12 protein-coding genes are annotated in these 14,065 nt (G+C 48.5%); all 12 read left to right on the top strand.

The window, feature by feature from the left end:
- The first annotated feature begins 33 nt into the window (after positions 1-33).
- Positions 34-1,809: an ABC transporter ATP-binding protein gene (locus B5G37_RS07120; protein WP_044992189.1), complete on the top strand. Its 1,776-nt coding sequence runs from the start codon at positions 34-36 to the stop codon at positions 1,807-1,809.
- Complete coding sequence (locus tag B5G37_RS07115) at positions 1,803-3,545, top strand: ABC transporter ATP-binding protein (protein WP_087255894.1); 1,743 nt, start codon at positions 1,803-1,805, stop codon at positions 3,543-3,545. The genes B5G37_RS07120 and B5G37_RS07115 overlap by 7 nt, the downstream gene beginning before the upstream one ends.
- Before the next feature lie 87 nt (positions 3,546-3,632).
- Entirely contained in the window at positions 3,633-4,574 is a 942-nt protein-coding gene (locus B5G37_RS07110; RefSeq protein WP_052537614.1) for an ABC transporter permease, read from the top strand.
- Entirely contained in the window at positions 4,564-5,388 is an 825-nt protein-coding gene (locus tag B5G37_RS07105) for an ABC transporter permease subunit (RefSeq protein WP_021658792.1), read from the top strand. Before B5G37_RS07110 ends, B5G37_RS07105 begins: the two co-directional genes overlap by 11 nt.
- Positions 5,385-6,170, top strand: coding sequence for an ABC transporter ATP-binding protein (locus B5G37_RS07100; RefSeq protein WP_021658791.1), 786 nt, complete (start codon positions 5,385-5,387; stop codon positions 6,168-6,170). Before B5G37_RS07105 ends, B5G37_RS07100 begins: the two co-directional genes overlap by 4 nt.
- 4 nt (positions 6,171-6,174) lie before the next feature.
- Positions 6,175-6,933 (top strand): dipeptide/oligopeptide/nickel ABC transporter ATP-binding protein, encoded by a 759-nt coding sequence (locus B5G37_RS07095; protein ID WP_021658790.1) that lies wholly within the window; start codon positions 6,175-6,177, stop codon positions 6,931-6,933.
- Between the two features lie 61 nt (positions 6,934-6,994).
- A complete protein-coding gene (locus B5G37_RS07090; RefSeq protein WP_044992170.1) occupies positions 6,995-8,626 on the top strand; it encodes an ABC transporter substrate-binding protein in 1,632 nt (543 codons plus the stop codon).
- Positions 8,627-8,668: 42 nt separating this feature from the next.
- Positions 8,669-9,034 (top strand): metal-dependent transcriptional regulator, encoded by a 366-nt coding sequence (locus B5G37_RS07085; protein WP_044992169.1) that lies wholly within the window; start codon positions 8,669-8,671, stop codon positions 9,032-9,034.
- A 28-nt stretch (positions 9,035-9,062) separates the two neighbouring features.
- Positions 9,063-9,554, top strand: a complete 492-nt coding sequence (locus B5G37_RS15540; RefSeq protein WP_235837541.1) for a response regulator transcription factor — start codon at positions 9,063-9,065, stop codon at positions 9,552-9,554.
- A gap of 151 nt (positions 9,555-9,705) precedes the next feature.
- Complete coding sequence (locus B5G37_RS07075) at positions 9,706-10,320, top strand: TetR/AcrR family transcriptional regulator (protein ID WP_027969004.1); 615 nt, start codon at positions 9,706-9,708, stop codon at positions 10,318-10,320.
- 112 nt (positions 10,321-10,432) lie between these two features.
- On the top strand, positions 10,433-12,205 hold the full coding sequence (locus tag B5G37_RS07070; RefSeq protein ID WP_087255892.1) for an ABC transporter ATP-binding protein: 1,773 nt from the start codon (positions 10,433-10,435) through the stop codon (positions 12,203-12,205).
- Between the two features lies 1 nt (position 12,206).
- Positions 12,207-13,940: an ABC transporter ATP-binding protein gene (locus B5G37_RS07065; protein ID WP_087255891.1), complete on the top strand. Its 1,734-nt coding sequence runs from the start codon at positions 12,207-12,209 to the stop codon at positions 13,938-13,940.
- The last annotated feature ends 125 nt before the right edge of the window (positions 13,941-14,065 follow it).

Below are 14,065 nucleotides of genomic sequence, written 5' to 3'. Positions count from 1 at the left end.
TGGAAAATAACACGGAAAGGCGGGTAAATGTATATGCGAAAAGAAAATGGCAAGAGAGAATCCCCCTATAAAGGAATCCTCAAATTTGCCGACGAAAAGAAACCGCAGCTATCATTTGCCGTTGTCCTATCTGTTTTGTCTTCTGCTTTTGGTATTGTTCCATATATCGCGGTTGCAATCTTGCTGCAAAAGGCATTGGCAAGCAGTCTGACAACGACTTGGGCAATCCTCTTGCCGGTCATCGCTCTGTGCGGGTATCTTTTGAAGCATACCCTTTACGCGAAATCGACGCTTTGCTCCCATAAGGTAGCTTACGAAATCATCAAAAATATTCGTACCACAATCATGAAGAAAATGTCCAAGGTATCTATGGGAACGATTCAGGGCAAATCTTCTGGCGAGTTTAAGCAGCTTGTTATCGATGATGCGGAAAGGCTGGAAGGACCGCTGGCTCATGCTATCCCTGAGATGACCGCCAGCATACTTGTTCCGATCTTTGTCATTCTGTATTTGTTGGTGATTGACTGGCGCATGGCGTTGGCCGCTTTGGTTTCAGCTATTTTGGGAAACCTGATCTATTATGGCATGATGTTTGGCCGTGGCGAAGTGATGAAGGAATACATGATGTCCAATGCCAATATGAACGCAACCATTGTGGAATATGTCAATGGTATGGAGGTCATCAAAGCATTTAATCAGACTGCTTCCTCAATGGGGCGGTTCCAGTCGGCAGTTCTAAAGGTGCGGGACATCACGACAAAGTGGTATAAACACTGTTGGCCGTTTATGAGCATCAGCCAAGCGATTCTACCATCCTCGATTGCCTTTGTTTTGCCTGTCGGAATGGCTCTTATTTCAGGCGGTGCGGTTAGTCTTGCCGAACTGATTGTTTGTATTCTTCTCTCTATGGCAATCGTTGGTTCCCTGCAAAACTTTACCGAGTTTTGGGAAAGTTTTGCCGTTATTTCCGAAGTGCAGCCCCGTATTCAGGCGCTTCTTGATATGGAAGAATTGACGGAACCGGCACAGCCGAAGCATACAGACAAAGCCGACATGCAGATGAAGGATGTTCATTTCGGCTATGGCGACAGCGAGATCATTCACGGTATTTCTTTCACAGCAAAGACCGGAAGCGTAACTGCCTTTGTGGGGCCTTCCGGTTCGGGTAAATCAACCTTAGCCAAACTGATCGCCCGGTTTTGGGATGTCGATGCAGGCGCAGTTTTAGTAGGCGGGATTGATATTCGGGAGATGTCCCTTACCGACTTAACAGAGAAGATCAGCTATGTATCGCAGGACAACTTTCTGTTCAATATGAGTCTGCGCGATAATATCCGCATTGGTAAACCGGAGGCTACTGATAAGGAAGTGGAATGGGCGGCAGCACAGGCCGGGTGCGATGAATTTATTTCACGTTTCCCTCAAGGGTACGATACCAATGCCGGTGACGCCGGGGCAAGGCTTTCCGGTGGCGAGCGCCAGCGCCTTGCCATAGCGCGGGCAATCCTCAAAAATGCGCCTATCGTGATTTTAGATGAAGCCACTGCCTTCACAGACCCGGAGAATGAAGATAAATTGCAGTGCTCCATTGATAAGCTGACAAAGGGGAAAACTTTGATTGTCATTGCGCACCGGCTCTCTACCATTATGTATGCCGACCAGATTTTAGTGTTGGAAAACGGACAGATTACCGCACAGGGAACTCATGAGCAGCTTCTTACCCATTCTGAAACCTATCTGGATATGTGGAAAGCCCATATCAGCGCTATGGATTGGAGTATGAATCAGGAGGTGAGTGAATTATGCTGAAAATCATCCGGCGCGTACTGCGTTTAAGCGGAAACTTATCGAAACGGATTTGGGGCAGCTTTATCTGTGGCCTTCTGGAATCCATGTTCGGCCTGCTGCCAATCGCCGCCGTCTTTCTTGTCCTGATAGAATTGCAGAACGGTCAACCGATTACAGGACAAACATGGGGTATTGTTATCGGCTTGATTGCAGGAGGTTTAATCCTGCGCATGATTTTCAAATATCTGGTTTACCGGCTGCAAAGTACGGCAGGCTTTGAGTTTGTAGCCAGAGAACGGATTGCATTGGGCGACCGGCTGCGGAATGTGCCGATGGGCTTTTTCCATGATAACAGTGTCGGAGACATTACGGCGACTGTTACAACGGATTTGAACTTTCTCGAGAACTACTCTATGCACATTCTTGATAAGGTTACAACCGGCGTTTTGAGTATGATTGTCATGGCGGGTTGTATTTTAGCCTTTGACTGGCGTATCGGTTTGATTTTCGTGGCAGGCATCCTTCTTTCCTTCCCAATCTACAGCCACATGCAGAAAAAAGGAAAGGCGCTCTCTGCAAAGCGGCAGAAAATCCAATCCGAAGCAGTTGCGGCCACATTGGAATACGTGCAAGGTATTTCCGTTGTAAAATCCTTCAATATGTGCGACAAAAATCTGAGCGATATTGAAGATGCCTATGAGAGCAATGCGGCTGCCTCTTATGGGGTGGAGCGTGTATTTACCCCGCTCAATATGACCTATTCGATGGTGTTCCGTATTTCGGCCTGCATGATTATGCTGTGCGCGGGAATCCTCGCTGTTGGCGGCGACCTGTCTTTCGCTAATCTCGCCGTTATTCTGATCGCTTCCTTTACCATCTTCAATCCGATTGAGGTTATGGGCCAGATGACGACAATGATTCGGACAATGGACGCTGCCCTTGACCGGGTAGAGCGTATCAAACAGGCAAAAAAAATTGATGAAAACGGTAGGGACATCCCTTTGGATTCCTTTGACATTGGCTTCGAGCATGTGTCCTTTGCTTATGAGAATGGCAATCCAATTTTGAAGGATGTGAGTTTTTCCATTCCACAGGGCAGCATGACTGCGATTGTCGGTCCCTCTGGAGGCGGCAAAACCACCATTACAAGGCTGATCGCCCGGTTTTGGGATGTGCAGGAAGGCAGCATTACCATAGGCGGCCACGATGTCAAAGAGTTTACCTGTGACAGCCTCTTGAAGAATATGAGCATGGTATTTCAAAATGTGTATCTGTTCCACGATACTATTGAGAACAATATTAAGTTTGGCTGCCCGGACGCAACCCATGAGCAAGTGGTAGAAGCGGCAAAGAAAGCCTGCTGCCACGATTTTATCTCTGCTCTGCCACAAGGATATGACACGGTAATTGGCGAAGGCGGCTCCACCCTGTCCGGTGGAGAAAAGCAGCGGATCTCCATCGCCCGCGCCATGCTCAAGGACGCGCCGATTATCCTGCTTGACGAGGCAACCGCCAGCGTTGACCCGGAAAACGAGGTGCATTTGCAACAGGCCATCAGCGCTTTGGTAAAAAATAAGACGCTGATTGTCATTGCACACCGGCTGTCCACGATTCGGGATGCCGATCAGATTTTGGTGGTGGATAACGGAAAAATTGTAGAAAAAGGCGTTCACGCTGAACTGATACAACAAAAAGGAATCTATCAAAAATTCTGGAATATCCGGCAGAAAGCGCGGAACTGGAAACTTGCACAGTAATTTATGCACTGCGGCGGGCGATATGCCGCCTGCCGCAGTTACTTCGACACAATGGTTAGCTTTGATTAACCAGAAAGGAGGGAAACGGTGAAATCTCATTGGATAAAACGAATCGTGCGGCTGCTGGTTCTGCTCTTTGGCGTAAGCATCCTGTGCTTTATCCTGACTGCATTATCCAGTACAGACCCAGCCACTTATCTTGTGCGCCGTGGAAATCTCTCTCCTACACCGGAAGTGATTGAACAGGTACGCGCGGAACTTGGTTTGGATCAGCCGCTTCCGATTCGGTATTTGAACTGGATCGGCGGTGTCTTTCGCGGCGACTTTGGGGAATCTATTTTTTCAACAAACGAGGTGGCTGCGGATTTGGCAGCCTACTTCCCGCAAACGCTGCAATTAGTTTTTCTGTCGTTAGCTGAAATTATCGTGTTTTCAATTCTGCTTGGCGTTTTATGCGCGGCCAAAAAGAACAAGCTGACGGACCATATCATGCGGATTGTTTCGCTGTTTGGAATTTGTGTTCCTCCGTTCTGGCTCGGTTTTTTGCTGTTGATTGGCTTCGCTGTGGAAATCCCGATTTTCAGCGTAACGCCTGCATCGGGGATTATGGGATTGATATTGCCATCCATTACCTTATCTTTTCCTGTGATTTGCTCGACTGTACGGGTATTTCGCGCTTCACTGCTGGAAGAAATGCACCGTGATTATGTGAGCTTTGCCCGTGCCAACGGGATGACGGTAAACAGGATCCTCTGGAAGAAGGTATTCCGCAATGCCCTGCCGCCCGTCATCACCCTGTTCTGCCAGTATGTAAGCTATCTGATTGCTGGAAGCGCCGTAGTGGAAAAGGTCTTTTCTATCAAAGGTGTGGGCAACTACCTGATGAACTGCATTATGGCTGCTGATGCCAACGCGATTGGCGCTTGTATGCTGATTATCGCCGCGCTGTATCTTCTGGCCGAACTGTTTGGCGAAATACTCAACCACTTGCTATGCCCGTGGAGAAAGGAGGAAAGCGATGCTGCGTAAAATATGGAGAAATCCGCAGGCGGTCATCGGGCTTGGCCTGATTGTGCTGATCTGCGCCGTTGCAATTCTCGCACCGCTTTTGGCTCCCCATGCGCCGGACGAGGTGAATCCACTGATGAAATATCAAGCGCCGAGCGCCGATTATCCCCTTGGAACCGATCAGCTTGGGCGGTGTGAATTATCCCGCTTGCTTTATGGTGCAAGAGCATCCCTTGGGCTGGCGCTTCCCATTTTGATTCTGTTGGGAGGGATTGGTTTAATCCTTGGAATGATGACAGCGTGTATCGGCGGCTGGTTTGACCGTGTTGTGACAGGAATCAGCCAGGTATTTATCGCTTTCCCCACGCTCATTATCGCAGTGGCGATTATCGGCGTTTTGGGAAATGGCCTGCAAAATATTATTTGGGCGGTTGTCATCTCCATGTGGGCGCGGTTTATGCAGCTTATTCGCACCTATGCCAAAACGGAACTTGGGCGGGATTACATTGTCGCCGCGAGGGTGTCCGGCTGTGGAATGTGGCAGCTTATTGTTCACCATTTAATTCCCAATATCCTTCCGCAGTTTTTGGTGTATTTTTCAACGGGCGTAGCTTCGGCCATCCTCACGGTTTCCAGCTTTTCGTTTCTCGGCCTTGGTCTGCCCAGCGGAACGGCTGAATGGGGCGCAATGCTGGAGGAAGCGCAGATGGCGTTGTATTCCCACCCGGAACTGCTCATTTACCCCGGTATCTGCATTTTCATTGCCGCCGCAGGCTTCAATCTGTTTGGCGAGGCGCTTAGGGACATTCTTCAGCCGCAGGAGGATGTGCTATGAGCAAAAAGCTGTTACAGGTAGAACATCTTAGCATTGCGCTTAAAAATCCATATCAGGATTTGGTGAAGGACATCAGTTTTTCGTTGGAGGAAGCGGGTGCAGTTATCCTTTTAGGCCAATCAGGAAGCGGAAAAACGATGACCTGCCGGGCAATTTTGGGGCTGCTTAACAGCAGCGCCTTCCAAGTGAATGGCGAAATCTTTTTTGATAACAGATCGCTTTTACAGCTAAAGGAAAAAGAACGGGCGCTGTACTATGGCAATAAAATCGCTTTTATCCCGCAAAATCCGATGACGGCGCTCGACCCTTCCAGAAAAATTGGTGCTCAAATGGCCGAATTTCTTAACCTGCATCAAGATTTGAAGAAAAAGGAAGCCTTGTCTCTTTATGAACAGGCGTTGTCTCGGGCAGGGCTTACAGACACCAAAAGGATTTTAAGCAGCAGGCCGTATCAGCTTTCGGGTGGTATGCTCCAGCGCTGCCTCATTGCCCTTGCGATTGCCGGTAACGCAAAGCTGGTGGTTGCCGATGAACCGACTACCGCTTTAGACGCGATTCACAGGGACAAAGCGGTGGAGCAATTCCTGCATCTACAGGAGCAGGGCTGCGCACTGCTTTTAGTCACCCATGACTTTGATGTTGCACGGCATGTCGGAGGCCATGTACTGATTTTGAAAGAAGGACAGATGGTAGAACAAGGCTGCGCCCAAGAGGTCTTACAGAATCCAATAGCTGATTATACCAAGGAACTGATTGAGGCGATCCACTTGGGATGGGGGTGAGTACATGCTGGAGGTGAAAAATGTAAGCAAACAATACAAAGGCGAAGATAAGTTGCTGTTTGATGCGGTTTCTGATGTGAGCCTGCCTATGGAAGATCATCATATCTACGCTTTGGTGGGAGAAAGCGGCTGCGGAAAAAGCACCTTGTCACGGTTAATTTTGGGGCTGGAATCACCTTCGTCCGGTCAAATCCTGCTGGACGGAAAACCGATTTCCCGCAAAGGAAAAAGAAACCGGAAAGAAACGGCAAAAGCAATCCAACTGGTATTGCAGGACGGAAAAAGCGCCCTTGACCCCCATTTTACGGTTTATCAGGCGATTGCCGAGCCAATCCGAAACCTGCTGAATATACCTAAAGAGAAAGAACGGGCAAGAATTTTTGAATTGCTTGACCGTATGGGGATGCCGAAGGAAACAGCGAACAAGAAAACGGGCGAACTCTCCGGCGGGCAGCAAAAGCGCGTAGGGATTGCCCGTGCTCTGGCTGTTTCCCCGCGCTATATCGTCTTTGACGAATCCATCAGCGGTTTGGATGTCATTCTGCGCAAAAGTATTTTGGAATTGCTAAAAAGAGTTCAGGAGGAAGAACAATGCTGTTATCTTTTCATTACCCATGAGATTGACGCGGCGCTTTATCTTGCGGACGAAATTCATGTGATGCAAAACGGGAAACTGATCGAAAGCCGTCAATGGAATGGGGATCTGAAGATATTTCAAAACCCCTATACCAAACAGCTTTTGCGCGCTTCCCACTTGATTTGAAATAGGTATATACGCTCCTTGGGGCGTGATATATACAAAAAACGAAAGGACGGTTTGATTTATGAAACTAAAATCACTTGCTGCACTGATGATGGCGGGCGTTATGGTGCTTGGTCTCTGCGCCTGCAACAGTACAACACCCGATACTTCCGGTTCTGATTCTACTCCGGTAAGTATCACAACAACAGAAAGCTGGGATTTTTCCACCGGCTTCTATCCAGCGATGTCCCCTGCCACTTCCAATGGTACTTACGGTTTCACCTACTATGCCCGTAACTGCTACGATACACTCGTCGTTCGGGAAAATGGTGAATTTAAGGCTGGGCTGGCCGAAACGTGGGACATCAGCGATGATGGACTGACCTACACTTTCCATCTCAAAGAAGGCGTGAAGTTTTCGGATGGTGCTGACCTCAATGCGGAAGCAGTAAAAACCAGCTTAGAGGCGGCATTCTCCAATTTGGGAGCATATATTGCATCCTTTGGTAAGATTGGAACACTCACGGAGTCGATTGAAGTGGTGGACGAACATACCGTGGCAATTCATCTTACCACTCCTTATTATGGTGTTTTGAACGACCTCGCCATGTGCAACCCAATGGGAATCGTATCGCCCAATGCGTTTAATGAGGATTTGACAACTAAAGAAGAACTGCTGACCCAGACAATGGGGACTGGCCCCTATATGTATGCCGGGGACGGTGACGGAACCTCTTATACTTTCGTCCGCAATCCCAATTATTGGGGAGAACAGCCTGATGTGGACGAATTTACCGTAAAAGTGATCGCGGATCCCGATGCTGCAATTCTCGCTCTGCGCAATGGCGAAGTGGATCTGCTTGCGGGTACATCCCGTTTGAGCTTTGCTGGTTATACCGAACTTTCCTCTGCGGATGGAATTGGCACCGTATTGGATGACAGCATTTCCAACAGCCGTTTTATCGGCTTCAATACACAGGAGGCTCCGTTTAACGATGCCGCTGTCCGGCAGGCGGTGGCCTATGCGATTGATAAGGAAACGATCAGCGACAGTGTATTCTCCGGTCTTGAAACAGCTTCGGAACAGTTGCTGGATACCTCTCTACCGTATTGCGATGTAGAAGCCACTACATACAGCTACAATGCAGATAAAGCAAAAGAATTGCTGGAAAGCGCCGGTTGGGTAGACAGTGATGGCGATGGCATCCGCGAAAAAGATGGCGCAAAATTGAGTGTTACGCTGGATTATATCACCAATCAGGGAACAATGGACGATGCGGCGCTTGTAATTGCTCAGGAATTGGGTGAAGTAGGGTTTGAAGTAACGCCTCGCGGTTCGGATAATATGACGTGGTTTACGCAGGTTTCTACCGATTTTGATTTCTCGCTCCACACAACCTACGGCGGTTACTATGACCCGTTCCTCACCATGACGAATATGAACCCGGAAATGATGTCCGACCCGATTTTGTGGCAGGTTGCCCTTACTATGGAAAATGGCACGGACACCATTAAAGAGCTGGACAGCACCGCTGATTTGGACCGTGTGCAGGAAATCTATAGCGAGGTGCTTACCTTTGCGGCAGATCAAGCCGTACTGGTTCCGTTTACCTCTGCGCATCAGTATGCCGCCTTTAACAGCGACAAGATTGATTCGTTCAGCTTTGGCAGCGACCAGTTGTTCATTGAAATCGCCAATGTAAAGGCGAAATAACGGTAGTGAACACGAAGAATGTTCTGGAAGGGAGGTGTGCCAATGGCTTTGACACCAGCGATGGAGGATTATCTGGAGGCTATCTTAATGATAAAACAGCAGCACGGTTATGTTCGATGCGTAGATGTCGCAGAGCAGTTGGGGGTAAAAAAGCCTTCCGTAAGCCGGGCAGTCAAGGAACTCATAAAATCCGGCCATCTTGTTAAAAATGCTGACGGTACACTTTCCCTAACGGAACTAGGATTGCAGATTGCCGAACAGATTTACGAAAAGCACCTGTTTTTCACAAAGCAACTTATATTGGCTGGCGTGGATCCCGAAACCGCAGAGCAGGATGCTTGCGGCATTGAACACGCAGTTAGTTCAGAATCGTTTCAAAAATTAAAGAAAGCATTTGATGACGGTTAGGTGGTGGTGATATGGGAAATTAGCCGTGTTGGATTTAGAGGATTCTGGCAGACAAATAGGCAAAAAACTGCTTTCCCTGCTTTCCCCGAATCAAAAGAAGGAGTTGGCTCAATTTGTTCGTGACTATGAGGCTGGCGATATTCCGGCTGATCTTCCATATACAACGCACTTTCGAGGCCAGTATTTTACTCCATTACAGGTGGATCAGCCATTAACAGAAATCCGGGAAGGTGATTTATATTTCTGTTTAGAGCAACGCCTTGTGATGGTGCAAGGCAATGTGATTCCTCTGACAGTCAAAGAATTTGAAATCTTCTCCTTGCTTATCTTAAATCCAAAACGAGTATTCACCTATGAAATGCTTATGGATCTGGTATGGAAAGAAGATTATACTTACTATTCACGGAAAGCGGTAAATAACCATGTAAGCAATCTACGGAGAAAATTGAGGGTTTCCCCTGATCTGCCGGACTATGTAAAAAGCGTCTACGGTATCGGCTATAAATTTGAAGAAAAATAGAAAGGTGAGGAAGTGTATAAACGCTGCCTCACCTTGTTTTATCTCCAATGTCTGAAATACTTCTATGGGTAATTTCCCCTCTTGACAGAACCCGCCTCTCGAGATAGAATATAACAGTGATATATAACAGCGTTATAAGGAGGCGAAGAAAATAGACGGCAATCTGACAACCTTAGAACGTATCCACCAGGCCGCAAAAGCAGAGTTTTTAGAAAAAGGGTACAAAGACGCTTCCTTGCGGAATATTGTGAAATCCGTGGGAATGACTACCGGAGCCTTTTATGGCTATTACAAAAGCAAAGAAGAATTGTTCGAGGCTTTGGTAGGCGAGCATTATGCGTACCTGCTTGGCTGTTTTCAAAAAGCGCAGAAGGAATTTGCCGATCTCCCCCACGAGCAGCAGCCGGAGGTTATGGGAGACATTTCCGGCGCTTGCATGTTTGATATGCTCCACTACGCTTATGAACATCTTGAGGAATGTAAGCTCATCCTCTGCTGCTCGGAAGGGACAAAATTTTCCGGCCTTATTGATGAAATGGTGGAAATTGAGGCAGCGGCAACCCATGCCTATCAAGAAGTCTTGCAGGAGCTTGGGCGGCCTTCTCCCCAGATTGACCCCGCGCTGGAGCATATCCTGATTACCGGCATGTTCCACACCTTTTTTGAATTGGTGATTCACGAGATGCCGCTTCAAAACGCAGAAAATTATGTGAAGGAAATGCGGGCTTTCTATACAGCCGGATGGATGAAAATTATGGGGCAGTAATGCCCTGTAATTTTTGCTCATAGGTTAGCGATAACTAACTTATACGGATATAAGAAGGACGCGCTTGTGTTCTCTTTATCATAGATGAAATAAAGAAAAGGAGGAATCTTCTTTGAAAAAACAATCCAATCTGTCACGCCTGCTACAGATTGCAGGCAACCACAAATACCTGACTTACGCTTCCTGGGTGCTTTCGGCCATCAGCGCCCTCATAGCGTTAGTGCCTTTCTACTATATCTGGAAGGTCATGCAGGAAGTGTTGGCAGTTGCGCCGGATTTCAGCCATGCGCAAAACCTGACCCGTAACGGCTGGATGGCGGTGCTGTTCGCAGTGATCGCGGTGTTGGTCTACATAGGCGCTCTGATGTGTTCCCACAAAGGGGCGTTCCGCATTGCCACCAACCTGCGCCTACAAACGATGGAGCATATTGTAAAGCTGCCGCTGGGGTTTGCAGAGCAATTCGGCAGCGGCAGGCTGCGCAAGATCGTCAATGAATCCAGCGCCGCCACCGAAACCTATCTGGCGCATCAGCTTCCCGACCGTGCCAATGCCATTGCGACGCCATGCGGCCTTTTGGTTCTGCTACTGGTGTTCGACTGGCGGCTGGGACTTTTGAGCCTTGTGCCGGTAGTGCTGGGCTTTCTGATTATGATGACGATGACCGGAAAGAAAATGCAGGAAAAAATGAAAGAATACCAAAACGCTCTCGATGATATGTCCAATGAAGCGGTAGAGTATGTACGGGGGATTCCCGTTGTAAAAACCTTCGGTCAGACCATATTCTCCTTCAAAAAATTCAAGGATTCCATCGATCGGTATAAAGTGTGGGTGATTGCCTATACCAAGCAGCTCCGAGCACCCATGATGTTCTATACGGCAGCCATCAACGGCGTCTTTGCCGCGCTGATTGCCGGTGCGCTGATTTTTACCCAAGGCGGCGTTACCAAGGATTTCCTGCTGGATTTAATGTTCTACATCATCATCACGCCCATCATCTCCGTCACCCTTACCCGTATCATGTTTCAGAGCGAAAATGCCATGATCGTAGACGATGCCCTGCATAGAATCGACAGCGTATTGAATTTGAACCCTCTTGCAGAAGCAGCACAGCCGGAACACCCAAACGGCGCTTCGGTACAGCTTAACCATGTTCATTTCAGTTATGATGGAAAAAACGAGGTCATCAAGGATATTTCCCTTTCCATTCCCGCAGGGCAGACGGTGGCCTTTGTGGGACCTTCCGGCGGTGGCAAGACCACGCTTGCCAATCTGATCTGCCGGTTCTTTGACCCGCAAGACGGGCAGGTGAAAATTGGCGGCGTGGATGTGAAGCACATCGCCAAAGAGGAACTAATGAATACAGTTTCTTTTGTATTCCAGAATAGCCGCCTAATCAAAGCCTCGATTTTGGAAAATGTGCGTATGGGCAAACCGGATGCTACCCGCGAAGAAATCATGGCTGCCCTCCACAATGCCCAGTGTGACGATATTCTGGAAAAGCTGCCCCAAGGCGCAGACACCGTGATCGGGACAAAAGGTGTGTACCTTTCCGGTGGCGAACAACAGCGGATTGCCATCGCCCGCGTGATGTTGAAAAATGCGCCTGTCGTAATTTTAGACGAGGCCACCGCCTTTGCCGACCCGGATAATGAATCTCGCGTACAGGCAGCCTTTTCCAAGCTGTCACAGGGGAAAACGGTGATTATGATCGCCCATCGTCTCTCTACCGTAGCTGGCGTAGACCAAATCTATGTCATTGAGGACGGGCAGATCACAGAGAGCGGCAAGAGCCGGGAGCTGCTGGAAAAAGGCGGCGTTTTCAGCCACATGTGGCAGGACTATCAAACTTCTGTTCAATGGAAAGTTGCAAAGGAGGTACAATAAAGTGATTAAAAGGCTTCAAAAGCGATATGCCCTTTCCGAGCAGGGGGCGAAAGATTTGGTGAAAGGCTGTCTGGCCTGCGTTCTTCAAAATCTTTCCTTTATGTTCCCGGTGGGCCTCTTGTATTTTTTAGTAGGCGATTTGATGAATGGCGGCGTACCCGGTGAAAAAATTATCTTTTATATCATCGGCTGCGTGGTGTGCATTGGCTTGATCTTGCTTACCACTTACTTTCAGTACAACGCCACCTATTTTGCCACCTATACGGAAAGCGGAGTGCGGAGGATTACGCTGGCCGAACGGCTGCGGAAAATTCCCTTGTCCTTCTTTGGAAAAAAGGATTTGGCGGATCTCACCAGCACCATCATGGCCGACTGCACCTTTTTGGAGCAGAGTTTTTCTCACTTTATACCGGAACTGGCAGGCTCCATCATCTCCACTGTCTTAATTTCCATTAGCCTTTTGGCGTTTGACTGGCGCATGGCATTAGCGGCGCTGTGGGTGTTGCCGGTTGCCTTTGCTATTGTAGGCTTCTCCGCAAAGGTGCAGGAACGGCTCAATCAGAAAGCGATGGATGTAAAGATGGCCTGCGCCGACGGGATTCAAGAGTGCATTGAAACTGTGCGCGACTTAAAAGCCAACAACGCCGAAGCAGAATATCTGAAAGGCTTGGAAAAGAAAATCCGCGCCGTGGAACATCGTTCCATTCTCAATGAGTTTGGGTTGGCGGCCTTTGTGGTATCCGCTTCACTCATATTAAAGCTGGGAATTGCCACCGTTGCGCTGGCAGGCTCGGTTCTGCTGATAGCAGGCAGTCTCGATGTGCTGACCTTCTTCCTGTTCCTGCTGGTTGTTTCACGGCTCTACGATCCGCTGCAAGGGGCGTTGCAAAATCTGGCGGCGGTTATCAGCACCCGCACTAATATCGCCCGCATGAATGAAATCCTCGATCATCCGATTCAGCAGGGAGAAAACAGACTTTCCAACAAAGGCTATGACATTACCTTCTACCATGTAGGCTTTGCCTATAACACAGGAGAAACCGTATTGAAAGATGTTTCCTTTACCGCAAAACAGGGCGAAGTCACGGCCTTGGTAGGGCCCTCTGGCGGCGGCAAAACAACGGTTTCCCGGTTGGCTGCAAGATTTTGGGATGTGAGCCGGGGAAAGATCACCGTGGGAGGCATGGATATTTCCAAAATTGACCCGGAGACGCTGCTTTCCCTGTTCTCCATTGTATTTCAGGACGTTACCCTGTTCGACAATACCATTCTGGAGAATATACGAATTGGGAATAAGGACGCAACCGATGAACAGGTTTTAGCCGCTGCAAAACTTGCCAATGTGGACGAATTTGCCGAAAAGCTGCCGGATGGCTGGCATACCAACATTGGAGAAAATGGCTGCGAGCTTTCCGGCGGCGAACGGCAGCGGATTTCCATTGCCCGAGCTTTCCTGAAAAACGCGCCGATTATTCTGTTGGATGAAGCCACCGCTTCGCTGGATGTGGAGAATGAAACCTTGATTCAAACTGCCCTCTCCCGTCTAATCGCGGATAAGACCGTACTGGTGATTGCTCACCGGATGCGCACCGTAGCCGGAGCAGACAAAATCGTGGTGCTTTCTGAAGGAACCGTGGCCGAAGAAGGCGCACCGGAAAAATTGTTAAAGCAAAACGGCTTGTATGCCCGAATGGTGAAGCTACAGACGGAAAGCCAAAGCTGGAAACTGGCGTAGAATTTTTGTTTCTTCCAGTTTCATTATCTGCCGCGTCGGCTATAAATTTGAAATCTGAGGAATGCCATCATGGCTTGAAACGGCCATGGTGGTATTTTTTTTGCGAAAACACCTATAAAAACACC

The organism is Pseudoflavonifractor sp. An85 (assembly GCF_002161235.1).
Classification (GTDB): Bacteria; Bacillota; Clostridia; order Oscillospirales; family Oscillospiraceae; genus Enterenecus.
The sequence above is the reverse complement of the archived record's forward strand: the minus strand, read 5'-3'. Positions and strand labels throughout refer to the sequence as shown.

Bases quoted from the DNA above. Each gene is read 5' to 3' on its own strand.
- B5G37_RS07120 (WP_044992189.1), top strand. From the start codon at position 34: ATGCGAAAAGAAAATGGCAAGAGAGAATCCCCCTATAAAGGAATCCTC.
- B5G37_RS07115 (WP_087255894.1), top strand. From the start codon at position 1,803: ATGCTGAAAATCATCCGGCGCGTACTGCGTTTAAGCGGAAACTTATCG.
- B5G37_RS07105 (WP_021658792.1), top strand. From the start codon at position 4,564: ATGCTGCGTAAAATATGGAGAAATCCGCAGGCGGTCATCGGGCTTGGC.
- B5G37_RS07100 (WP_021658791.1), top strand. From the start codon at position 5,385: ATGAGCAAAAAGCTGTTACAGGTAGAACATCTTAGCATTGCGCTTAAA.
- B5G37_RS07095 (WP_021658790.1), top strand. From the start codon at position 6,175: ATGCTGGAGGTGAAAAATGTAAGCAAACAATACAAAGGCGAAGATAAG.
- B5G37_RS07090 (WP_044992170.1), top strand. From the start codon at position 6,995: ATGAAACTAAAATCACTTGCTGCACTGATGATGGCGGGCGTTATGGTG.
- B5G37_RS07085 (WP_044992169.1), top strand. From the start codon at position 8,669: ATGGCTTTGACACCAGCGATGGAGGATTATCTGGAGGCTATCTTAATG.